Source organism: Symbiopectobacterium purcellii (genome assembly GCF_052050035.1).
Lineage (GTDB): Bacteria > Pseudomonadota > Gammaproteobacteria > Enterobacterales > Enterobacteriaceae > Symbiopectobacterium > Symbiopectobacterium purcellii_A.
The window spans coordinates 2,887,054-2,909,683 of record NZ_CP189882.1 but is presented as its reverse complement, the minus strand read 5'-3'; the positions used below and the strand labels follow the sequence as shown (position 1 = coordinate 2,909,683).

Genomic DNA, 22,630 nt, shown 5'->3' with positions numbered 1-22,630 from the left:
GGATGACATTAACCTTCGTTATGCAGTTCCAGATCTTCGACTTCGTTCTGACCACGTAACGCTTTGGCATCGTCATTACGCAATCCTTCCAGATAGTCGAGGTAACCCTGATCGACATCTTTTGTCACGTAGATACCGTTAAATACCGAGCATTCAAACTGCACGATATCCGGGTTTTCTTCCCGCGAGGCGGCGATCAAATCGTCCAAATCCTGGAAAATCAGGGCATCGGCACCAATAATTTGGCGAATCTCTTCCACTTCGCGACCATGGGCAATCAGCTCATTGGCGCTCGGCATATCAATGCCGTACACGTTAGGGAAACGAATTTCCGGCGCGGCAGAGGCCAGATAAACGCGGCGTGCACCGGCTTCACGCGCCATCTCGACAATTTGCTCCGAGGTGGTACCACGCACGATGGAGTCATCCACCAGCAGCACGTTTTTGTCGCGGAACTCAGCGCGGTTAGCGTTCAATTTGCGACGCACCGAGTTTTTACGCTGTTCCTGACCCGGCATGATAAAGGTACGGCCAACATAGCGGTTTTTCACAAACCCCTGGCGGTACGGTTTATAGATAATGCGCGCAATCTCCAAGGCGATATCGCAGGAGGTTTCTGGAATCGGGATCACTACATCGATATCCAGATCTTCCCACACGCGGGCAATCTTCTCGCCCAGCTTTTGGCCCATGCGCACACGGGCGCTGTAGACCGAAATTTTGTCGATAAAAGAGTCCGGGCGAGCAAAATAGACATACTCGAACAGACACGGGTTGCTTTTCGGGTTTTCGGCGCACTGGCGCGTAAACAGTTGCCCTTTCTCAGTGATGTAAACCGACTCTCCCGGCGCTACGTCACGTAAGAACTCAAAGCCAAGGGTATCGAGCGCCACGCTCTCCGAAGCCACCATATACTCGATACGGCCATCGGCCAGTTCGCGCTTGCCGATCACCAGCGGACGGATACCGTTTGGATCGCGGAAAGCGAACAAACCGTGTCCGATGATCATCCCGACGCAGGCATAAGCACCACGAATCATTTTGTGGGTCGCGGCAACGGCGGCAAACACGTTGTCGGCATCCAGCGGATAGTGCTGAAAACGATCCAACTCGCAGGCAAAGATATTAAGCAGGATCTCTGAATCAGAAGTGGTGTTAACGTGGCGACGCCCTTGCTCAAACAGCTGTTTGCGCAGTTCATGAGCGTTGGTCAGGTTACCGTTGTGCGCCAGCGTGATGCCAAACGGGGAATTGACATAAAACGGCTGGGCCTCCGATGCGCTGGAGCTGCCCGCGGTAGGATAACGCACATGTCCCACGCCCATATTGCCTTGCAGGCGCTGCATATGACGCGCCTCAAATGCGTCCTTCACCAAGCCGTTCGCCTTACGCAGGCGGAAGCAGTTCATGGGATCGATGGTGACGATGCCTGCGGCATCTTGTCCACGGTGCTGTAACACCGTTAACGCGTCATAAATCGACTGGTTTACCGGTGTAAAACCGGCGATACCGACAATACCGCACATGTTGTCTTTTCCTCATCAGCGCTACCGCAGCTCTATGTGCTGCGGCAAGAAACTTGACGTGCTCTGCAGGTAGTCGAAAAACCACCTGATGATATAGCTAAACTGCGGGATGAGCTGAGACCGTTTCCAGTCGTCGCTTTGTGAAAAACCGGTAAAGGTATCCAAAAAGAACAGCAGTGCGGAGACAATCAACACGCCGCGCAGCGCACCAAAGCAAATGCCCAGTACCCTGTCGGTGCCTGAAAGCCCGGTTCGTTCAACCAGTGAACCAATCACATAGTTGACGATCGCTCCCACAATCAATGTCGCAATAAACAGAATGGCGATGGCAACCCCGTTGCGCACCAGCTCGTCTTCAAAACGCGTGAAATAGACCGACAGGTATGGGTAATAATGGCTGGCTACAAAGAATGCACTGCCCCAGGTGATCAGCGAAAGCGCCTCACGAACAAAGCCCCGGATCAAACTGACCAGCGCAGAGAAACCAATAATGCCAATGATGACGTAATCAACCCAAACCATGAATTCTCTCACTCACGAACGATGCCAACACAACCTCTCTCGCACCAACAATCATTACCGCCGATTCAAGAGAGCATAGCGCCGCTCATCATCTTGTTCGCGGCGCATTCTAACAGAAAAAGAAAACGGTTGCGTAGCCTATTTCCCAACGATTTCACCGATAGGAGAATTTGCTGGCAGCGCACTGGCAAAGTCACTTTTCTTTCTCGTCATCCTCGGCAAACGCCGGGGATCCATGCAAGAATGAACGCATTTCTTCTGCAAGAGATCCCCGCCTACACGGTAATGACGCGGTAGACGGGGATGATCGATTTAGTGGGTTTTGCCAACAGCCTCGGTGAACATAGCCCTCTGGTACCCCTTACCGTGCGCTGTAGTTTCTGACTTGCCCGCTCAGTCCACTCAGTTGTTGCAGTTCGCCGAGGTCGGACTGTAATTTCTGTTTTGACGCATCCGGCCCGACGTAAATGCGAGAGATCTCCCCGGCAACGGGTGTCGATGGCACCGTATAAGCGCGATATCCCGACAGGCGCAGCTTGGCCACAATTTCATTCACCTTATCCGCATTTTTCAACGCGCCCAGTTGCACGACGTAGGCGTGTCCTGCGGGCGCCGTTTCCGGTTTAACCTCCGGTTGCGCTGCGGGCGGCGGTGTAGGCGTTGCCGGCTTGCTTTCCGGTTTCGGCTCAGGCTTCACTTCCGGTTTGATTTCCGGCTTCGTCTTGGGTTTGGTTTCAGGCTTCACGTCCGCTTTAGGCGTTACGGGCCGCGCCGCCACGGCGGGTGGGGCAATTTCTATCGGTGCGGCAGAAGGCGGAGGCGTACTGCTCGGTGGTGCCTGCATGGCACCGTCATCCTCAGGCGCCGTCACACCGCCCTGAGCCGGCTGTCCTTGCATCGCCTGCTGTGCCCCTTCCGGCGGCTGGCTGGGCAACGACTGGTTCAGTGAAGGCAGAGATTCGGCCTCCGTGCTGTCACCCGGCTTAGGCACCAGAGGAATTGCGGCAAACTCATCTTCGTAATGTTTCTTTTTGCCATCCAGCAGAGCAGGCAGCACAATAACGCCCAACGCCACCAGAATAATGGTGCCGACCAGACGGTTTTGAAACTTACTTGCCATTCGACCCCCTCTCCTCCTGCGCTTCCATCACATGCGCTACCGTATGAAAAGATCCGCACACTACAACGGTATCCTGCGTATCTGCGTCTTGCATCGCCTGATGCCAGGCGGTCGCGACATCACCAAACGACCGGCTGCGGTCCAGATGTGCTGCTATCAATTCAGCACTGGCACCGCGTGGTCCTTCCAGCGGGGCGCAATACCATTCATCCACTACGGGTTTGAGGTGCGCGAGCGTACCGGAAATATCTTTGTCAGCCAGCATACCAATCACTGCCCGCACTTTGCCGGTTTTTGGCAACTGTGCCAATCGTCCGGCCAGATAGGCCGCCGCATGAGGATTGTGCGCGACATCCAGAATCAGCGTTGGCTGTTCGCTCACCGTTTGGAACCGGCCCGGTAACGCCGCGCGGCGCAGCCCCTGTTCAATCGCAGCCAAAGGGACATTAATTGGCCCCTGACGCAGCGCGGCCAGCGCCGTCGCCGCGTTGGGCAACGGGACGTTTGGCAACGGCAGCGTCATGCGCTCGCCATCGGTCGATTGCCAATACCAGCCGTCACCTTCAAGTGCAAAGTGCCAATCGCGATCGCGCTTGAACAACACGGCCCCTTTCTCTTCAGCCACGGCCGCAATAGAAGCAGGCATATCCGTCTCCCCCACCACGGCGGGAGTATGACGGCGGAAGATGCCGGCCTTTTCACGACCAATACTTTCGCGGTCATGCCCTAAACAGTCAGTATGATCGAGCTCAATACTGGTCACCACCGCCACGTCGGCATCCACGATATTGGTAGCATCCAGACGCCCACCTAACCCAACTTCCAGAATCACCACATCCAGATTCGCCTGCCTGAGCAGGTGCAGCGCCGCGAGGGTGCCAAACTCGAAATAGGTCAACGAGACATCGCCACGCCCGGCCTCGATCTCGGCAAATGCCTGAGTGTGCGCGGCTTCCGGCAATTCCTGGCCTTGAATACGCACCCGTTCGGTATAACGCAGCAGGTGGGGTGAACTGTAAACGCCGACACGTAAACCCGCCGCCATCAGAATGGCTTCCAGCGTACAACAGGTGGTGCCTTTTCCGTTGGTGCCCGCGACGGTAAACACCGTTGGGGCCGGACGCAGCAGGAGAAGGCGGTCGGCAACCTGTTGAACACGCGTCAATCCCATATCAATGGCAGTGGCGTGCAGGTGCTCCAGATAATGAAGCCACGCGGCCAAAGGCGACGTGGCTTGGGGAATGAGAAGATTTTCCATGAGTCCCTCACTAGGCTGTGTCCCTTAATTAATTTTCACTGATTGGAAATGAGAAAAACACATCGAATCTGTTCGTTTTTTGGACTGATTTTGGTTTTTTTTACTGTCAAAAACAGCCTGCTTTGTACGATTTTTCATCTATCGTGCAATTAAGGGACACAGCCTAGCTTACGGTTCATTGATACAGGGCGCACAGAACGGCCTAAGCACAATTCTGTCGCACCCTGTTCATGTGTCACTTATTGCGCATCATCCTGCGGTTCAGTGGTCACTTCCGGCGGACGAACCTCCGCGGTGTCCACTGGCTCAGGGTGTTTGGTCAACCGAGACAGCATGCTGGCTAACTTAAAGCGCATTTCCGGGCGGCGCACGATCATGTCAATCGCCCCTTTCTCCAGCAGGAATTCACTGCGTTGGAAACCCGGCGGCAATTTTTCACGTACCGTCTGTTCGATAACACGCGGGCCGGCAAAACCGATCAGCGCTTTGGGTTCAGCAATATTCAAATCGCCGAGCATTGCCAGACTGGCTGACACGCCGCCCATGGTCGGATCGGTCAATACCGAGATGTAAGGCAGACCGCGCTCGCGCATTTTTGCCAACGCCGCGCTGGTTTTCGCCATTTGCATCAGCGACATCAGCGCTTCCTGCATACGTGCACCGCCACTGGCGGAGAAACACACCAGCGGACAGCAATCTTCCAACGCCTGCTCAACCGCACGCACAAAACGCGCACCGACGACAGAGGCCATCGAACCGCCCATAAAGGCAAATTCAAAAGAAGCGGCGACCACCGGCATGCCGTACAGCGTGCCTTTCATCACCACCAACGCGTCTTTTTCGTCAGACTGTTTCTGTGCTGCAACCAGACGATCTTTGTATTTCTTAGAGTCTTTGAACTTCAGCGCATCCTTGGGCTCCAACTCACTGCCCAACTCAACCACGCTGTCCTTATCCAGAAACGAATTCAAGCGCGCACGGGCGGAAAGTCGCATGTGGTGGTCACATTTCGGGCACACCTCAAGATTACGCTCCAATTCGGCGCGGTAAAGCACCTGACCACAACTGTCACATTTGGTCCATACCCCTTCAGGAATATTGGCCTTGCGGGTCGGTGTAATGTTGCTCTTGTTAAGAATTCGTTCAATCCAGCTCATTGATAACCTTTCTGCTTGAACCTGGCCGTGGCCAGTCCGCTCTACCCCGTCACTACGCTCGCATACCGCAGCCCCAACCGGTGTTTATACCAGGATGGCAAGGCGCTGGTAACGCAGGTCGTCATCGAGGACAGACCATAAATGCCGCTCATTAAACCATAACACTCCGGTACTGTGGATAGAAAACTGGTCAAACCGGAGCGATTACCACGTTTATTCTTGCGAACGCGATGGGCTATTCGCCCGAGCCGCGGCTTTGTTGAATAATTTAAGATACTGATTTATATAAGCATTATAAAATTTCAACGACTAATTTTTCCTCTCGGAATGCTTTTTATTGTGCTAACTATTTGATTTGTCGTTCTAACAAAATACATTCTCTGTAAATGCATTCTAACTAAAGAAGATGTAAATCAAACGGTTAAATTATTCAACAAAGCCCCGAGCCGCCGCTCGTTGATGCCGCCAGATTTCAATGATCCCCGGCAAAATAGAGATGAAAATAATAGCGACAATCAATAACTTCAAGTTTTCTTGCACAATCGGCAGATCGCCGAACAGGTAACCTGCGTAGGTAAACAGCAATACCCACAGCAATGCACCTACCACATTATAGAGAGCAAAGTGGCGGTAGCGCATATGTCCCATACCAGCGACAAACGGCGCGAATGTTCTCACAATCGGTACGAAGCGCGCCAGAATAATCGTTTTACCGCCGTGGCGAGCATAAAACTGATGCGTTTTATCCAGATAACTGCGGCGAAAAATTTTCGAATGGGGGTTACTGAACAGCTTTTCCCCGAACAATCGCCCGATGGTGTAATTGACCGCATCTCCCAGTATGGCCGCCATAATCATCAGCGCCACCATGGTGTGCACATTGAGATCGTTGGTGGGCAGCGCCGCCAGCGCTCCGGCAACAAACAACAAGGAATCCCCCGGCAGAAACGGCGTCACCACCAGACCGGTTTCGCAAAACAGGATCAAAAACAGAATGGCATAAATCCAGACACCGTATTGCGCAACCAGTTCCGCGAGGTGAACGTCAATATGCAGAATAAAATCGATGATAAAGCGTACAAACGCGACAAGTTCCATCATGTGCATGTTTCACGGCGCAATGCCGTGACAATCCTCTCGTGTTTAGCGTGGCGCGGTACAACCGCCCGCCACAGGTCAATCTTCCAGAAACAGCGGGCCCATTGGCGCCACGGGCAGTGCGAAACGCGCCGGATAATCTACCGCCACCAGATAAAGACCGTCTGCGCGCGCCGTGGCGGCCGCCAACGAGCGATCTTTGGCCGCCAGCAGTTCGGCTATCCAAGATTCAGGCTGATTACCGCATCCCACTTCCATCAGGCTGCCGACGATATTGCGCACCATATGATGCACAAACGCATTGGCTTTAATATCTACCACGATGTAAGCGCCATGACGCGTAACCTTTAAATGATTTACATTGCGCCACGGCGTGCGCGACTGGCATTGCACGGCGCGAAACGACGTGAAGTCATTCTCACACAGCAGGCTTTGCCCGGCGCGTTCCATGCGCGCCGCATCCAGCGGGAAGTGGAACTGCGTTACGCCCCGTGCCAGTACCGCCGGACGCAGGCGATGATTAAAAATAATGTAGCGATAGCGACGCGCCGTGGCGCTGAAACGCGCATGAAAATCGTCATCGACAGTCTTCACCCAACGCACGGCGATATCCGGTGGTAAATGGGCATTGACGCCCATGCTCCAGGCAGCATCTTTGCGCTGAGCCTGGGTGATGAAGTGCACCACTTGCCCGGTAGCATGCACGCCAGCATCGGTTCTGCCGGCGCAAAACACGGTAATCGGCTCATCGGCTACTTTACTCAGTGCCTGCTCCAGATGCCCTTGCACGCTCTCTACTTCAGCCTGACGCTGCCAGCCATAATAGCGGCTGCCGTCATACTCAATGCCCAGCGCCACCTTGATACCAGCAGGCTGCTGCGACAAATTACTGTCTGACATTACCCCAGATACTCCTGCACCAGCCGTTCTGCCGTTTCCACCGCCATCAATGCGCCGCCAAAGCGTACGTTATCCGCCACCGACCAGAATTGCAGCAGCTCGGGAATGCCATAATCATTGCGCAGACAGCCAATCTTGAGCTGAACGTTGTCAGACGCATCTTCCACCTGCGTCGGGTAGTCGTCTTCATCACTGAGTTGAACATCTTCAGCGCGTGCGAGCTCATCCCGGGCCTCCTCCGCAGACAGCGGTCGTAGTGCCTCAAGGTGTACGACCTGCGCATGGCCGTAAAACACCGGAGCCTGTAAGCAATTAACAGAAATAGGCAGCCCTTCGTCCTGTAACACCTTACGCACCTGATCCACCAGTCGGCGCTCTTGCGCCACGCTGCCTTGCGCATCGGCCAGCAACGGCAGCACGTTGAACGCCAGCTGTTTGGCAAACAAACCCGGTTCCGGTGGGATGCCGTTCAACAAACGGGCACTCTGCCCGGCCAAATCGTCTACCGCCGCTTTGCCCAGCGCCGACACAGAGAGCAGATTGGTGACGTGAAGACGTGACAGCCCGGCTTGATCGATCAGCGGTTTGATAGCCAGCAGCAGTTGGCTCACCAGACTGTCTGCCACCGCCACAATATTGCGATTACGGTAATCGGCCAGCACATTGGTGTTGACCCCCGGTACCACCAACGGGACATCTGGCTCGCGCGCGAACAGATCGCTGCTGTCGATCACCAGACAGCCTGCGTTACCCGCCTCTTCCGCGTAACGTGCGCTCGCTTCGTTACCGGCGACAAAGAAGGCCAACTGAGCCTGAGACCAATCAAAATAAGCCGCATCCTCAACCTGCCAGGATTTGCCGTTGACCCTCACGGATTCCCCCACGCTGCGTTCGCTGGCAAGCGGATAGAGCGTGCCTACGGGAAACTCGCGCTCTTGCAACAACTCCAGCAGCGCCGTTCCCACCGCACCCGTTGCGCCCAATAGCGCAATATTCCAGCCGTCAGACATGTGGTGTTCTCCCATTAGTCAATACCTCTTGCTCGGGCGGTATATTTCCCCCCGAAGACCCTACGCTAAAAACGACGTATTTATGACACCCTCTCACCGAATTACGGTAAGACGGCAGTGAAACCTAATGCATTCAGACAGGCCACACTGGCCTCATCAGAACAAGTGACACGCAGCGAAGACCATTCGCGGCGCTCCTGATAGTGTTTACGCAGACGATCAAATCCGCAAGATTGAGCAGCAGACTGGCGCAATAGCGCATCGTCACGGCGAACATCATACACCAGATGCACCAGACGCTTAAGCAACGCTTGATCGAGAGGTGCCGTTACGTGAACATCCGTGATATCCGGGGCAGGCAACAGCGATGACAGCGGCACTTGCTGAGGCTGCCCGATGAACTGACACAACGCCTCAAACACTTGCGTGGTACCGCGCGCCTTGCCTTCTAACGTATAACCGGCAATATGCGCCGTCCCCACGTCAGCGCGCGCCAGTAAATCCAGCGAAAGTCCCGGTTCCGGCTCCCACACGTCCAGCACCACGCGCAGATCCTTGCCCTGCTGTAACGCCCGCAGCAGCGCTGCGTTATCGACGACCGGTCCGCGACAGGCGTTGATCAAAATACGGCCAGCGGACAAGGCGGCAAGCACCGCATCATCAATCAGGTGCAGGGTGTTATCGGGGCCCCCCTTGGTCAAGGGGGTATGCAGCGTGACAATATCCGCGTCACGCAGTAGCGCATCCAGCGGCAAAAAGGGACCAACATTCCCCTTTCGCGCGCGAGGAGGATCGCACAGTAATGTCTTCACGCCCCAGGCGTTAAGGCGTGCCTGCAAACGCCGCCCGACGTTGCCCACACCGACAATACCGACGGTTTTGTCGCGCAACGAAAAACCATCTCGCTCCGTCAGCATCAGCAGGGCAGAAAAAACGTATTCCACCACCGCGATGGCATTGCAGCCGGGCGCGGCGGAAAATCCGATACCCTGATCGCGCAACCAGGTTTCATCCACATGATCGGTACCCGCCGTGGCGCTGCCGACGAAGGTCACGCCCGAATCCGCTAACAGGACGGCATTAACCGGCGTCACGGAGCGCACCATCAGAGCGTGTGCCTGTGCCAGCGCCTCAACGGGCAACGGCCTTCCCGGCACAGCCACCACTTCACCCACGCGGCTGAACAGCTCGCGCGCATAAGGCATATTCTCATCAACCACAATTTTCATGTACGACCCCGGTCAGGCAACGCTAGCAAGAAAAACAGGGGCACTATTTTGCCACCGAATGATAAAGAATCCCAACGCTATCCCCATCGATTAAGGTCGGGTTCGATACCCTTCCGGCGTGGAGCCACTTTGCTGGCGAAACATCGCGATAAACGCCGATGAAGAGCTGTAGCCGACTGACTGCACGCTCATGCCCTGACGCAACAATGCCAGCGCTTGCAGGTAACGTAGCCGCTGGCGCCACTCGCTGAATGAGATGCCGAGCAATGCCTGACAGCGCCGAGACAGCGTGCGTTCCGTGCTATAGACCTCGGTTGCCCATTGCGCCAGCGTACGATTATCCGCCGGACACTGTTCAAGCGCATGCAACACCGGAGCCAATAGGCGATCGTCGGTTCCCGGCAAGTAATTGCGTTGGCGCGGTGCCAGCGTCATTTGATCGCACAGCACACGGCACAAACGCAGATCGGGTTTATCGTGAGGGATCAGCACGTCGCGCGCGAACAAATCATCCTGAATCGCCTTAAACAGCGGGCCGACCTCGAGCAGACACTGCGTTTCGGGAAGTTCTGCATACCAGCGCGTATCGAAATTGATGGTGCGAATGGTGGCCTGACGTTGATTGTAGCAAGCGTGCTCAACCCCTGCGGCAACCAGATAGCAAAATGGGTCGGTGCCCAAAAACGCTCCTGTGCAAGACGCAGCACCACAACGCCAGAAACCACATACAGCAATTGCCCCCACTCATGACAATGAGGCATGGGCTTTGTTGAATAATTTAACATGCTGATTTACATAATTATTATAACACTTCAACAACTAAGTTTTCCAGCCGTAATGCTTTTTATTGTGCTAACTACTTGATTTGTCGTTCTAACAAAATACAGTCTCTGTACATGCATTCTACCTAAAGAAGATGTAAATCAAACGGTTAAATTATTCAACAAAGCCTGAGGCATGTATTCCGTATCCGCGCTGACCGCTTCGGTGCGCAAAAACACCCCGTGCGGCGGTATGCCTTCGGGACGGTAGTAAGATCGTTGTCGTGTCATGTTGTCTGTCTTGCTGTTCAGGATGTCTGTTTTTCACTATAAACTAGTTGCTGAATAGAGACTTGCATTTTTTGTCAGGCTATTGAGAATAAAAAGAGGTTTAACTTAGAGAATAAAGGTTTGAAATGATCAACAAAGAGCGGTTGTTACGAGATAATCGTTTATGTAAAGCAATCATTGGATTATCAGTCGAAGAATTGAAAAATTTAGCCGCTGAATTTTCAGCTTGTTATTTGATTTATCGGAAAAAGAATCGAAAAGATCACGAGCGACAGATGGGTGCAGGGCAGAAAGGATTTATCCCAACCCCATTAGATAAACTGCTTTTTATTTTATTGTATTTAAAATGTTATCCGACCTATGATTTGCAAGGACTTCTTTTTGGTTTAGATAGAACACGGGTATGTCGCTGGGTAAAAATATTATTGCCGGTTTTAGAGATGACCTTGGGGCGAGAATGGGCTTTGTTGAATAATTTAAGATACTGATTTATATAAGCATTATAAAATTTCAACGACTAATTTTTCCTCTCGGAATGGCTTTGTTGAATAATTTAACCGTTTGATTTACATCTTCTTTAGTTAGAATGCATTTACAGAGAATGTATTTTGTTAGAACGACAAATCAAATAGTTAGCACAATAAAAAGCATTCCGAGAGGCTTTGTTGAATAATTTAACCGTTTGATTTACATCTTCTTTAGGTAGAATGCATGTACAGAGACTGTATTTTGTTAGAACGACAAATCAAGTAGTTAGCACAATAAAAAGCATTACGGCTGGAAAACTTAGTTGTTGAAGTGGCTTTGTTGAATAAATCAGAATTAGCCGACAGGATGACTCCCTCTGCTACACCTGTTATCCTATCCTGACGCTGTGTGGCATACCCAACAACGTCATACGGTTCAGCGCTTTGACCATCGCTATGGCTTCACCTACTTGAGCCTCATAGTCACGCAGGCTCAGATGGCCACCCAGCAAAGTTTTTATGCGGAACATCGCTGTTTCTGCCACTGAACGCCGGTGATAACCCACTTTCTTTTTCCACATATCATTACTCCCGCTCAGACGCTGATTCGCCACCGCATGGTTACGTTCATGGTATAGCTAAACGACTTAATTTTGATTACATTATTTAAATGAGCTATTCAATTGATTTTAGACGTAAAGTGATATCTACACGGAAAAACGAAGGGTTGAGTATCCGAGAAACAGCGAAGCAATTTCGGATTGGCCCTGCCTCTGTATCGCGTTGGATTAATCAAATAGAGTCAAAAGCATCGACCACGCGTCAGCGAAAGATCGATAAATCCGAGTTGATAAAAGATGTTGAACAATATCCAGATGCTTACCAAAAAGAACGTGCAGAGCGTTTTGGCGTTTGTCAGAAGGCCATTTGGCAAGCGCTTAAAAAGCTGGGATTGACCTATAAAAAAAACTCTACGTCATCCGAAAGCCGACGAAAACGCCCGGCAGGGATTTCAACAAAAAAAAACAACAGTATGAAAAAGAAGGTAAACCTATTGTTTTTATTGATGAAAGTGGTTTTTCACACGATGCCCCACGGACTCACGGCTATTCCCTAAAAGGTCAACGGTGTTTTGGCCTGAAGAACTGGGGAGCTAGGGGAAGAACAAATGTTATCGGCGCTTTATTAGGCACAACGCTGTTTGCTATCGGATTATTTGATATCAATATTAACAGCGATGTTTTCTATGCCTGGGTCACACAAGTCCTTATCCCAGTACTCCCTAAAAACAGTGTAATCATGATGGACAATGCCACTTTTCACAAAAAACATAATATTCAACAAGTCATCATCGATGCAGGGTATATGGTGGAGTATTTGCCTACATATTCGCCAGATCTTAACCCAATTGAGCATAAATGGGCACAAGCAAAAAGCAAAAAAAGAGAGATGGGTTGCGATACAGAGAGTTTGTTCTCAGTCCATATGGTGTAATCAAAATTAAGTCGCTTGGCTATACTACACCGATATGGCTGTTACCACGGTTTTGATGATAAAGCGCGTGTTTAACCTGTCGCTCCGGGCATTACAGGGCTTTGTCGACTCGGTTTTTACACTGATGAGCCTGCCACTGCGCTGCCCGGACTACTCTCTGGTCAGTCGGCGGGCAAAAACCGTCAGTATCAGCATAAAAACGCCAACGCGTGGTGAAATCTCGCATCTGGTCATCGACAGTACCGGTCTGAAGGTCTTTGGCGAAGGTGAATGGAAAGTCAGGCAGCATGGGGCTGACAGACGAAGAGTGTGGCGCAAGCTTCATCTGGCAGCAGACAGTGCGACGCATGAGATTATCTGTGCCGACTTATCGCTCAGCGGAACGACAGATGCGCAGGCACTGCCGGGCCTGATTAACCAAACCCACCGAAAAATCAGGGAAGTGTCAGCAGACGGTGCTTATGACGCCCGTTACTGCCACGATGCGTTGCTAAGAAAGAAAATCAGGCCCCTTATCCCGCCGCGAAGCGGAGCCAAATACTGGCCGGACAAGTACCATGAACGTAACCATACGGTGGCGAATCAGCGTCTGAGCGGGAGTAATGATATAGCCAAGCGACATTATTTTGATAACAGCCAGCTATGCTTCTTTGCCGCATATCAGGGCATAGGATGTAATCATTTTTAAGTCGGTTGGCTATATAGCCAAGCGACATTATTTTGATAACAGCCAGCTATGCTTCTTTGCCGCATATCAGGGCATAGGATGTAATCATTTTTAAGTCGGTTGGCTATAATAACAGCGGGGTATGGTAATGGACGGTAAGGACTGGCACCCGGCAGATATCGTAGCGGGTTTGAAAAAGCGTGGCACGACGCTGTCAGCGCTTTCCCGAGAAGCGGGATTGGCGTCATCAACACTGGCAAATGCGTTGGTGCGACGCTGGCCCAAAGGCGAGCGGCTGATTGCCAAGGCGTTGAGCAAACGGCCAGAAGAGATTTGGCCTTCGCGCTATTAGCCCACAAAGAGTGGCATATACCCTGACTCTCTATAAACTAGTTGCTGAATAGAGACTTGCATTTTTTGTCAGGCTATTGAGAATAAAAAGAGGTTTAACTTAGAGAATAAAGGTTTGAAATGATCAACAAAGAGCGGTTGTTACGAGATAATCGTTTATGCAAAGCAATCATTGGATTATCAGTCGAAGAATTGAAAAATTTAGCCGCTGAATTTTCAGCTTGTTATTTGATTTATCGGAAAAAGAATCGAAAAGATCACGAGCGGCAGATGGGTGCAGGGCAGAAAGGATTTATCCCAACCCCATTAGATAAACTGCTTTTTATTTTATTGTATTTAAAATGTTATCCGACCTATGATTTGCAAGGACTTCTTTTTGGTTTAGATAGAACACGGGTATGTCGCTGGGTAAAAATATTATTGCCGGTTTTAGAGATGACCTTGGGGCGAGAATGTGTTTTGCCCGCTCGTCAAATTCGCTCTGCTGAGGAATTTTTTCGCGCCTTTCCTGGAGTTAAAGACGTCTTTATTGATGGGACAGAGCGACCTGTCCAAAAGCCTAAGAATCTGCGTCGGCGAAAAAAAATGTATTCGGGAAAGAAAAGACAGACCACTCGAAAAGGGCTTATTATGACTGACGAAACAAGGCAAATTGGATTTATCCCCATGAGCAAAAATGGGCGCGGTCACGATAAACGCTTACTCGATAAAGTCGATATAATTCGCCATATTCCTCCTGAGGTAACCATCTGGGCAGATACCGGTTTTCAAGGTATAGATAAACAGCATCCTAATACACAAATCCCAAAAAAAGGGCTTTGTTGAATAATTTAAAATACTGATTTAAATGGGTATTATAAAATTTTAACGACTAAATTTTACTACCGTAATGCTTTTTATGGCTTTGTTGAGGCTTTGTTGAATAATTTAAGATACTGATTTATATAAGCATTATAAAATTTCAACGACTAATTTTTCCTCTCGGAATGCTTTTTATTGTGCTAACTATTTGATTTGTCGTTCTAACAAAATACATTCTCTGTAAATGCATTCTAACTAAAGAAGATGTAAATCAAACGGTTAAATTATTCAACAAAGCCGCTTTTTATTGTGCTAACTATTTGATTTATCGCTCTAACAAAATACATTTTCTGTACATGCATCCCACCTAAAGAAGTTGTAAATCAAAACGTTAAATTATTCAACAAAGCCCAAAAAAAGGAACTCGAAAAAGACCTTTATCGCCTGAACAAAAACAAGAAAATAAAATAATCTCGGGCATCCGTATTACAGTTGAACACGCCATCGCGGGTATCAAGCGCCTCGGTTGCATGACCCAAATTTTACGGAATCGTAGACCCTTTATTGATGATACCTTCTTACTCCTTAGCGCCGGTCTTTGGAATTTCCATCTCAGAACAGCGTAAAATTTACTTCAATCACCGAAACACCCTTATTTTACTATTAAGCAACACGCTTTATCAAAAAATCGCTTCATCCCTCTCCTGTCGAGGAGTAGCCTTGCGTTATCCCTTACGTAATATAGCCAAGCGACATTATTTTGATAACAGCCAGCTATGCTTCTTTGCCGCATATCAGGGCATAGGATGTAATCATTTTTAAGTCGGTTGGCTATATGTGGAAAAAGAAAGTGGGTTATCACCGGCGTTCAGTGGCAGAAACAGCGATGTTCCGCATAAAAACTTTGCTGGGTGGCCATCTGAGCCTGCGTGACTATGAGGCTCAAGTAGGTGAAGCCATAGCGATGGTCAAAGCGCTGAACCGTATGACGTTGTTGGGTATGCCACACAGCGTCAGGATAGGATAACAGGTGTAGCAGAGGGAGTCATCCTGTCGGCTAATTCTGATTTATTCAACAAAGCCTCTCCATACATCAACATGAATTGGCTCATAGCAGGTTTCCAGTCTCTGATTGGCAAGGTCCATTTAGCAGAGATATTATGCAAGGCTAGATAGAGTAATTTTATCACCGAGTCATCCGTTGGAAATATTCGTCGCGTTTTCGTTATCTTGCGCAATGAAGCATTTAACGACTCTATCGCGTTGGTGGTGTAGATAACCTTGCGGATCTCCGGCGGAAAGTCAAAAATGACGATGATACGTTCCCAATTATTTCTCCACGAGAGACTGTAAAATAATCTGTGTAAATGGCATTTTGAGGAAAACCTTCAAAGGATAACAAAATGCCTATCAGCAACGAACTTATTGACCAACTGCTTCAAGATTGTCACTCCCCTCAGGATCTGCTGGGTGAATCAGGCCTACTCAAGGTGCTGACTAAAAGACTGGCGGAACGGGTTCTTGAAGCTGAGATGGAGATGCACCTTGGGTATGCTAAGCATGACCCGGCTGGTAATCATTCAGGCAACTCACGCAATGGCAAGACATCCAAGAGCGTACGTAGCCAAAATGGGGAGATCGAGCTCGATATTCCGCGCGACCGCAACAGTACCTTCGAGCCGACACTGATCGGTAAGCACGAAAAACAGCTTAACGGCTTCGATGACCGCATTATTTCTCTCTATTCCAGAGGGTTATCAACCCGTGATATTCAGGCACACTTTAAAGAAGTCTACGGGGTCGATGTTTCCGCTGGCTTCATTTCTCAAGTGACCAATGCTGTGATGGATGAAGTTAAGCGCTGGCAGCAACGGCCGCTGGATGCGCTTTATCCCATTGTTTACCTTGACTGTATTGTTGTCAAAAGCCAGGACGGCGGAGCCGTGGCCAACAAGTCTGTTTATCTGGCCCTCGGCGTCAACGGCCAGGGCGAAAAAGAGCTGCTGGGGCTATGGATAGCCAAAACTGAGGGGGCCAAGTTCTGGTTATCTGTGATGACAGAACTGAAAAATCGTGGGCTAAAGGACATCTTCGTCGCCTGCTGCGATGGCCTGAAAGGCTTTCCTGATGCCATTGAAGCTGTTTACCCGCATACGCGGGTACAGCTCTGCATTGTGCATCAGGTGCGGAACTCGCTGCGCTACGTCGGCTGGAAAGAGCGTAAGGCCGTTGCTGCTGACCTGCGCACCATCTATAGTTCCGCAACGCTAGAGGGCGCTGAAGAGGCCCTGGATGCCTTCGCGGCCAAATGGGATGAACAGTTCCCGACGATCAGCCCGTCGTGGAGAAATAATTGGGAACGTCTCATCGTCATTTTTGACTTTCCGCCGGAGATCCGCAAGGTTATCTACACCACCAACGCGATAGAGTCGTTAAATGCTTCATTGCGCAAGATAACGAAAACGCGACGAATATTTCCAACGGATGACTCGGTGATAAAATTACTCTATCTAGCCTTGCATAATATCTCTGCTAAATGGACCTTGCCAATCAGAGACTGGAAACCTGCTATGAGCCAATTCATGTTGATGTATGGAGAACGAATCTCCGGTTAAGCAATGGAGCCATTTACACAAAATTCTTTACAGACTCCTCCACGACGGGCTGATCGTCGGGAACTGCTCATCCCATTTGGCCGCGAAGGCATCCAGGGCCTCTTCAGCGCCCTCTAGCGTTGCGGAACTATAGATGGTGAGCAGGTCAGCAGCAACGGCCTTACGCTCTTTCCAGCCGACGTAGCGCAGCGAGTTCCGTACCTGATGCACAATGCAGAGCTGTACCCGCGTATGCGGGTAAACAGCTTCAATGGCATCAGGAAAGCCTTTCAGGCCATCGCAGCAGGCGACGAAGATGTCCTTTAGCCCACGATTTTTCAGTTCTGTCATCACAGATATAGCCAAGCGACTTAATTTTGATTACACCATATGGACTGAGAACAAACTCTCTGTATCGCAACCCATCTCTCTTTTTTTGCTTTTTGCTTTTTGCTTGTGCCCATTTATGCTCAATTGGGTTAAGATCTGGCGAATATGTAGGCAAATACTCCACCATATACCCTGCATCGATGATGACTTGTTGAATATTATGTTTTTTGTGAAAAGTGGCATTGTCCATCATGATTACACTGTTTTTAGGGAGTACTGGGATAAGGACTTGTGTGACCCAGGCATAGAAAACATCGCTGTTAATATTGATATCAAATAATCCGATAGCAAACAGCGTTGTGCCTAATAAAGCGCCGATAACATTTGTTCTTCCCCTAGCTCCCCCGTTCTTCAGGCCAAAACACCGTTGACCTTTTGGGGAATAGCCGTGAGTCCGTGGGGTATCGTGTGAAAAACCACTTTCATCAATAAAAACAATAGGTTTACCTTCTTTTTCATACTGTTGTTTTTTTTGTTGAAATCCCTGCCGGGCGTTTTCGTCGGCTTTCGGATGACGTAGAGTTTTTTTTATAGGTCAATCCCAGCTTTTTAAGCGCTTGCCAAATGGCCTTCTGACAAACGCCAAAACGCTCTGCACGTTCTTTTTGGTAAGCATCTGGATATTGTTCAACATCTTTTATCAACTCGGATTTATCGATCTTTCGCTGACGCGTGGTCGATGCTTTTGACTCTATTTGATTAATCCAACGCGATACAGAGGCAGGGCCAATCCGAAATTGCTTCGCTGTTTCTCGGATACTCAACCCTTCGTTTTTCCGTGTAGATATCACTTTACGTATAAAATCAATTGAATAGCTCATTTAAATAATGTAATCAAAATTAAGTCGTTTAGCTATAACCAGAACTTGGCCCCCTCAGTTTTGGCTATCCATAGCCCCAGCAGCTCTTTTTCGCCCTGGCCGTTGACGCCGAGGGCCAGATAAACAGACTTGTTGGCCACGGCTCCGCCGTCCTGGCTTTTGACAACAATACAGTCAAGGTAAACAATGGGATAAAGCGCATCCAGCGGCCGTTGCTGCCAGCGCTTAACTTCATCCATCACAGCATTGGTCACTTGAGAAATGAAGCCAGCGGAAACATCGACCCCGTAGACTTCTTTAAAGTGTGCCTGAATATCACGGGTTGATAACCCTCTGGAATAGAGAGAAATAATGCGGTCATCGAAGCCGTTAAGCTGTTTTTCGTTCTTACCGATCAGTGTCGGCTCGAAGGTATAGCCAAGCGACATTATTTTGATAACAGCCAGCTATGCTTCTTTGCCGCATATCAGGGCATAGGATGTAATCATTTTTAAGTCGGTTGGCTATACTGTTGCGGTCGCGCGGAATATCGAGCTCGATCTCCCCATTTTGGCTACGTACGCTCTTGGATGTCTTGCCATTGCGGGAGTTGCCTGAATGATTACCTGCCGGGTCATGCTTAGCATACCCAAGGTGCATCTCCATCTCAGCTTCAAGAACCCGTTCCGCCAGTCTTTTAGCCAGCACCTTGAGTAGGCCTGATTCACCCAGCAGATCCTGAGGGGAGTGACAATCTTGAAGCAGTTGGTCAATAAGTTCGTTGCTGATAGGCATTTTGTTATCCTTTGAAGGTTTTCCTCAAAATGCCATTTACACAGATTATTTTACAGTCTCTAATCTCGGGCATCCGTATGGCTTTGTTGAATAATTTAAGATACTGATTTATATAAGCATTATAAAATTTCAACGACTAATTTTTCCTCTCGGAATGCTTTTTATTGTGCTAACTATTTGATTTGTCGTTCTAACAAAATACATTCTCTGTAAATGCATTCTAACTAAAGAAGATGTAAATCAAACGGTTAAATTATTCAACAAAGCCCATCCGTATTACAGTTGAACACGCCATCGCGGGTATCAAGCGCCTCGGTTGCATGACCCAAATTTTACGGAATCGTAGACCCTTTATTGATGATACCTTCTTACTCCTTAGCGCCGGTCTTTGGAATTTCCATCTCAGAACAGCGTAAAATTTACTTCAATCACCGAAACACCCTTATTTCACTATTAAGCAACACGCTTTATATAGAACGAACCCGCCTGTCGTAAACTGACTCACCAGGTTAATGAGAATTATTATCATGCAAGCGTTATTCCCCCTTATCGCCGTTCTGTTTTGGTCATTTAACGTGATCGTTAATAAACTTTCCGTTGGTGCCATCGATCCAGCGGCAATGTCATTCTATCGCTGGCTGTTGGCTCTGCTGGTGCTGACGCCCTTTATGTTGCCTCAGTTACGGCGCCATGCAGGTACCATAAGGCTACACTGGGGAAAATTGCTGTTTCTGGGGTTTCTCGGCATGGTGCTCTACCAAAGCATGGCCTACTATGCTGCACACAGCATCAGCGCGCTGATGATGGGTATTCTGGTCTCATTGATCCCCTTGCTCACGGTATTGATGAGCATTCCACTGCTCGGCGTGGTACGCACCTTGAGCTTACTGTGCGGCAGCCTGCTCTCTTTTTTCGGCATCAGTTGGCTTATCAGCGGTGGGCATCCGGCACTGATTCTGGCGCAGGGTATCGGACGCGGCGAGGTGATGATGTTTATTGCCGCATTAGCCTATGCCTTGTACGGCGTATTAACCAAACGCTGGTCCATTGCGCTGCCTACCTGGGTGTCGCTCTACGTGCAAATTGCCTTTGGCGTTGTGCTGTTGCTGCCGAATTTATTGTTGGCAGAAAGTATTGCCCTCACCAAGCAAAACCTACCGCTGGTACTGTTCGCCGGTATTTTTGCCTCGATCCTCGCCCCTTGGATGTGGATCGTCGGCGTGATGCGAATCGGAGCCAATAACGCCAGTATCTTCATTAATCTGACGCCGGTGTTTACAGAGCTGATCGCCGTGACATCGCTGCATGAAACGCTGCACGGTTACCACATTGTGGGCGGGATAATGGTATTACTCGGGGTTGTCATGGCGCAGCGTATACGCACTCCGCGCGCTCAGCACAACGCTATGCGCACGTCGGATAGCCATACGTCCGCCATCCAAACGCATGACGTGGAAGCAAACCGCAAATAAAAACGCATTTTCCCGTATGATCTGACTATTCTCGCACCAGACACCTTGCTATGATTTCCGTTGCCTATTCAGGGCTCCCGGGGAATGCAGGGTGCCTTTCACGCAGCGAGGAGTCCATGATGCAGCCTGTCAGCAGTCCGGGAACCCCGACGCCGGGAGATCGTCCCCCCTCGTCGCCGACGTCGGCCATTGCATCTTCCTCTTCCAATACGGCGGCGGCGAACTCCCCACTTAGCTTTACCCAACGCGCCACGCTGGACACGCTGGTGGTCAAGCTACAGGCACTGACGTCGTTGAGTAACAATGCCATCTGGACCACACTGCGTCAGAACATCGGCCTGGCGCCAAACCAGACGCTGCTCGGTCAGCATTTTACCGCCGCCGAACAGTCATTGCAGAACCAACTGGTGCAGGTTCAAACACAGCAAAGCAGCGTCTGCCATCCGTTGTTGCAACGCATGACCGAGCTGCTGCCGCAGGGAAATAACAGCCAGCGCGTCACTCAGTTTTTACGTCAGTAATTTGGTCATACCGAACTCAAAGCGCTCACGCAGCCCCAGTTACAACGGGTGCTGACGATGTTGCAAACACCGCCCGATGCAGCACCGCTCAATGCCGCTTCCGGCAGAGCCCCCGCGCTTGCCACAACGTTGGTGCAAAATGCGCTCACCAATGTTGCGACCAATGCCGCAACCACGGCCCTACTGCAACGTCCGCTATCCAGCGTCGAACAGAACAGCCTGAATCAGATGGTGGTGCGGTTGTCCGCGCTGCTGGGCGAGCCGACGGAAAAAATCTGGACGTCATTAAGCGTGTTGCTTAATAGTGAAATAAGGGTGTTTCGGTGATTGAAGTAAATTTTACGCTGTTCTGAGATGGAAATTCCAAAGACCGGCGCTAAGGAGTAAGAAGGTATCATCAATAAAGGGTCTACGATTCCGTAAAATTTGGGTCATGCAACCGAGGCACTTGATACCCGCGATGGCGTGTTCAACTGTAATACGGATGCCCGAGATTATTTTATTTTCTTGTTTTTGTTCAGGCGATAAAGGTCTTTTTCGAGTTCCTTTTTTTGGGATTTGTGTATTAGGATGCTGTTTCTCTATACCTTGAAAACCGGTATCTGCCCAGATGGTTACCTCAGGAGGAATATGGCGAATTATATCGACTTTATCGAGTAAGCGTTTATCGTGACGGCGCCCATTTTTGCTCATGGGGATAAATCCAATTTGCCTTGTTTCGTCAGTCATAATAAGCCCTTTTCGAGTGGTCTGTCTTTTCTTTCCCGAATACATTTTTTTTCGCCGACGCAGATTCTTAGGCTTTTGGACAGGTCGCTCTGTCCCATCAATAAAGACGTCTTTAACTCCAGGAAAGGCGCGAAAAAATTCCTCAGCAGAGCGAATTTGACGAGCGGGCAAAACACATTCTCGCCCCAAGGTCATCTCTAAAACCGGCAATAATATTTTTACCCAGCGACATACCCGTGTTCTATCTAAACCAAAAAGAAGTCCTTGCAAATAATAGGTCGGATAACATTTTAAATACAATAAAATAAAAAGCAGTTTATCTAATGGGGTTGGGATAAATCCTTTCTGCCCTGCACCCATCTGCCGCTCGTGATCTTTTCGATTCTTTTTCCGATAAATCAAATAACAAGGGCTTTGTTGAATAATTTAAGATACTGATTTATATAAGCATTATAAAATTTCAACGACTAATTTTTCCTCTCGGAATGATTTTTATTGTGCTAACTATTTGATTTGTCGTTCTAACAAAATACATTCTCTGTAAATGCATTCTAACTAAAGAAGATGTAAATCAAACGGTTAAATTATTCAACAAAGCCAATAACAAGCTGAAAATTCAGCGGCTAAATTTTTCAATTCTTCGACTCATAATCCAATGATTGCTTTACATAAACGAT

General features: G+C 49.5%; 24 protein-coding genes and 6 pseudogenes. 12 read left to right on the top strand and 18 right to left on the bottom strand.

Going from position 1 to position 22,630, the window contains the following annotated elements; all coding sequences use genetic code 11:
* Positions 1 to 8 precede the first annotated feature (8 nt).
* The 10 genes from purF to ACQGXV_RS20145 all read right to left on the bottom strand — a co-directional run bounded on the left by purF (position 9) and on the right by ACQGXV_RS20145 (position 10,501).
* The gene (gene purF / locus ACQGXV_RS20190; protein ID WP_440862921.1) at positions 9 to 1,526 is read right to left on the bottom strand and encodes an amidophosphoribosyltransferase; all 1,518 of its coding nucleotides are present in this window, start codon (positions 1,524 to 1,526) and stop codon (positions 9 to 11) included.
* Positions 1,527 to 1,547: 21 nt separating this feature from the next.
* Complete coding sequence (cvpA, locus tag ACQGXV_RS20185; protein ID WP_222157580.1) at positions 1,548 to 2,048, bottom strand: colicin V production protein; 501 nt, start codon at positions 2,046 to 2,048, stop codon at positions 1,548 to 1,550.
* A gap of 361 nt (positions 2,049 to 2,409) precedes the next feature.
* Positions 2,410 to 3,168, bottom strand: coding sequence for a cell division protein DedD (gene dedD, locus ACQGXV_RS20180; RefSeq protein WP_440862920.1), 759 nt, complete (start codon positions 3,166 to 3,168; stop codon positions 2,410 to 2,412).
* Positions 3,158 to 4,426, bottom strand: a complete 1,269-nt coding sequence (folC, locus tag ACQGXV_RS20175) for a bifunctional tetrahydrofolate synthase/dihydrofolate synthase (protein ID WP_440862919.1) — start codon at positions 4,424 to 4,426, stop codon at positions 3,158 to 3,160. The genes dedD and folC overlap by 11 nt, the downstream gene beginning before the upstream one ends.
* Positions 4,427 to 4,665: 239 nt before the next feature.
* Positions 4,666 to 5,583, bottom strand: a complete 918-nt coding sequence (accD, locus tag ACQGXV_RS20170) for an acetyl-CoA carboxylase, carboxyltransferase subunit beta (protein ID WP_440862918.1) — start codon at positions 5,581 to 5,583, stop codon at positions 4,666 to 4,668.
* 426 nt (positions 5,584 to 6,009) lie between these two features.
* Positions 6,010 to 6,681 (bottom strand): DedA family protein, encoded by a 672-nt coding sequence (locus ACQGXV_RS20165; protein WP_440867529.1) that lies wholly within the window; start codon positions 6,679 to 6,681, stop codon positions 6,010 to 6,012.
* A 78-nt stretch (positions 6,682 to 6,759) separates the two neighbouring features.
* Positions 6,760 to 7,581, bottom strand: a complete 822-nt coding sequence (truA, locus tag ACQGXV_RS20160) for a tRNA pseudouridine(38-40) synthase TruA (protein WP_440862917.1) — start codon at positions 7,579 to 7,581, stop codon at positions 6,760 to 6,762.
* Entirely contained in the window at positions 7,581 to 8,591 is a 1,011-nt protein-coding gene (locus ACQGXV_RS20155; RefSeq protein ID WP_440862916.1) for an aspartate-semialdehyde dehydrogenase, read from the bottom strand. Before ACQGXV_RS20155 ends, truA begins: the two co-directional genes overlap by 1 nt.
* 101 nt (positions 8,592 to 8,692) lie before the next feature.
* Entirely contained in the window at positions 8,693 to 9,820 is a 1,128-nt protein-coding gene (gene pdxB, locus ACQGXV_RS20150; RefSeq protein WP_440862915.1) for a 4-phosphoerythronate dehydrogenase PdxB, read from the bottom strand.
* Positions 9,821 to 9,910: 90 nt separating this feature from the next.
* Entirely contained in the window at positions 9,911 to 10,501 is a 591-nt protein-coding gene (locus tag ACQGXV_RS20145; RefSeq protein WP_440862914.1) for an AraC family transcriptional regulator, read from the bottom strand.
* Positions 10,502 to 10,997: 496 nt separating this feature from the next.
* Between ACQGXV_RS20145 and ACQGXV_RS20140 the strand changes: the two genes are divergently transcribed.
* Positions 10,998 to 11,360, top strand: a complete 363-nt coding sequence (locus ACQGXV_RS20140) for a helix-turn-helix domain-containing protein (protein ID WP_440862913.1) — start codon at positions 10,998 to 11,000, stop codon at positions 11,358 to 11,360.
* A 368-nt stretch (positions 11,361 to 11,728) separates the two neighbouring features.
* On the opposite strand, the pseudogene ACQGXV_RS20135 reads toward ACQGXV_RS20140, so the two are convergent.
* Positions 11,729 to 11,974 (bottom strand): annotated as a pseudogene (locus tag ACQGXV_RS20135) (IS5/IS1182 family transposase); the annotation flags it as partial.
* Between the two features lie 35 nt (positions 11,975 to 12,009).
* Here ACQGXV_RS20135 and ACQGXV_RS20130 point away from each other — a divergent pair.
* From ACQGXV_RS20130 to ACQGXV_RS20120, 3 genes and pseudogenes are all read left to right on the top strand, one after another.
* Positions 12,010 to 12,456, top strand: coding sequence for an IS630 transposase-related protein (locus ACQGXV_RS20130; RefSeq protein ID WP_440862912.1), 447 nt, complete (start codon positions 12,010 to 12,012; stop codon positions 12,454 to 12,456).
* Entirely contained in the window at positions 12,393 to 12,833 is a 441-nt protein-coding gene (locus ACQGXV_RS20125) for an IS630 family transposase (protein WP_440867528.1), read from the top strand. The genes ACQGXV_RS20130 and ACQGXV_RS20125 overlap by 64 nt, the downstream gene beginning before the upstream one ends.
* A gap of 19 nt (positions 12,834 to 12,852) precedes the next feature.
* A pseudogene (locus ACQGXV_RS20120) lies at positions 12,853 to 13,452 on the top strand (IS5 family transposase); the annotation flags it as partial.
* A 65-nt stretch (positions 13,453 to 13,517) separates the two neighbouring features.
* Here ACQGXV_RS20120 and ACQGXV_RS20115 read toward each other — a convergent pair.
* A complete protein-coding gene (locus ACQGXV_RS20115) occupies positions 13,518 to 13,748 on the bottom strand; it encodes a hypothetical protein (protein ID WP_440867828.1) in 231 nt (76 codons plus the stop codon).
* Between ACQGXV_RS20115 and ACQGXV_RS20110 the strand changes: the two genes are divergently transcribed.
* The 4 genes and pseudogenes from ACQGXV_RS20110 to ACQGXV_RS20095 all read left to right on the top strand — a co-directional run.
* Entirely contained in the window at positions 13,649 to 13,852 is a 204-nt protein-coding gene (locus ACQGXV_RS20110; RefSeq protein WP_222159828.1) for a helix-turn-helix domain-containing protein, read from the top strand. The genes ACQGXV_RS20115 and ACQGXV_RS20110 overlap by 100 nt on opposite strands.
* Before the next feature lie 119 nt (positions 13,853 to 13,971).
* A complete protein-coding gene (locus tag ACQGXV_RS20105; protein WP_440862911.1) occupies positions 13,972 to 14,676 on the top strand; it encodes a transposase family protein in 705 nt (234 codons plus the stop codon).
* 371 nt (positions 14,677 to 15,047) lie between these two features.
* A complete protein-coding gene (locus ACQGXV_RS20100; protein ID WP_440867338.1) occupies positions 15,048 to 15,278 on the top strand; it encodes a transposase family protein in 231 nt (76 codons plus the stop codon).
* Positions 15,279 to 15,490: 212 nt separating this feature from the next.
* Positions 15,491 to 15,679 (top strand): annotated as a pseudogene (locus tag ACQGXV_RS20095) (IS5/IS1182 family transposase); the annotation flags it as partial.
* On the opposite strand, the pseudogene ACQGXV_RS20090 reads toward ACQGXV_RS20095, so the two are convergent.
* Positions 15,666 to 16,001: pseudogene (locus tag ACQGXV_RS20090) on the bottom strand (transposase); the annotation flags it as partial. The pseudogenes ACQGXV_RS20095 and ACQGXV_RS20090 sit on opposite strands and share 14 nt — an antisense overlap.
* A 54-nt stretch (positions 16,002 to 16,055) precedes the next feature.
* Between ACQGXV_RS20090 and ACQGXV_RS20085 the strand changes: the two are divergent.
* Positions 16,056 to 17,267 carry an IS256 family transposase gene (locus tag ACQGXV_RS20085; RefSeq protein ID WP_440862551.1) on the top strand — a complete coding sequence of 404 codons (1,212 nt, stop codon included), beginning with the start codon at positions 16,056 to 16,058 and terminating at the stop codon, positions 17,265 to 17,267.
* Positions 17,268 to 17,303: 36 nt separating this feature from the next.
* On the opposite strand, the pseudogene ACQGXV_RS20080 reads toward ACQGXV_RS20085, so the two are convergent.
* The 4 genes and pseudogenes from ACQGXV_RS20080 to ACQGXV_RS20065 all read right to left on the bottom strand — a co-directional run.
* Positions 17,304 to 17,606, bottom strand: a pseudogene (locus ACQGXV_RS20080) (transposase); the annotation flags it as partial.
* Positions 17,524 to 18,168, bottom strand: coding sequence for an IS630 family transposase (locus ACQGXV_RS20075; protein WP_440867527.1), 645 nt, complete (start codon positions 18,166 to 18,168; stop codon positions 17,524 to 17,526). The gene ACQGXV_RS20075 and the pseudogene ACQGXV_RS20080, both read right to left, overlap by 83 nt.
* On the bottom strand, positions 18,092 to 18,457 hold the full coding sequence (locus tag ACQGXV_RS20070; protein ID WP_440862910.1) for an IS630 transposase-related protein: 366 nt from the start codon (positions 18,455 to 18,457) through the stop codon (positions 18,092 to 18,094). Before ACQGXV_RS20070 ends, ACQGXV_RS20075 begins: the two co-directional genes overlap by 77 nt.
* A 35-nt stretch (positions 18,458 to 18,492) precedes the next feature.
* Positions 18,493 to 19,231, bottom strand: a pseudogene (locus ACQGXV_RS20065) (transposase); the annotation flags it as partial.
* A 527-nt stretch (positions 19,232 to 19,758) separates the two neighbouring features.
* On the opposite strand from ACQGXV_RS20065, the gene ACQGXV_RS20060 reads away from it, so the two are divergent.
* The 3 genes from ACQGXV_RS20060 (at position 19,759) to ACQGXV_RS20050 (ending at position 21,551) form a co-directional block, all read left to right on the top strand.
* Positions 19,759 to 20,703, top strand: coding sequence for a DMT family transporter (locus tag ACQGXV_RS20060; protein WP_440862909.1), 945 nt, complete (start codon positions 19,759 to 19,761; stop codon positions 20,701 to 20,703).
* 116 nt (positions 20,704 to 20,819) lie between these two features.
* Positions 20,820 to 21,224 (top strand): hypothetical protein, encoded by a 405-nt coding sequence (locus ACQGXV_RS20055; RefSeq protein ID WP_440862908.1) that lies wholly within the window; start codon positions 20,820 to 20,822, stop codon positions 21,222 to 21,224.
* A gap of 48 nt (positions 21,225 to 21,272) precedes the next feature.
* Complete coding sequence (locus tag ACQGXV_RS20050) at positions 21,273 to 21,551, top strand: hypothetical protein (protein WP_440862907.1); 279 nt, start codon at positions 21,273 to 21,275, stop codon at positions 21,549 to 21,551.
* Positions 21,552 to 21,563: 12 nt separating this feature from the next.
* On the opposite strand, the gene ACQGXV_RS20045 is transcribed toward ACQGXV_RS20050, so the two are convergent.
* Positions 21,564 to 22,355 carry a transposase family protein gene (locus ACQGXV_RS20045; protein ID WP_440862906.1) on the bottom strand — a complete coding sequence of 264 codons (792 nt, stop codon included), beginning with the start codon at positions 22,353 to 22,355 and terminating at the stop codon, positions 21,564 to 21,566.
* Positions 22,356 to 22,630: the final 275 nt, after the last annotated feature.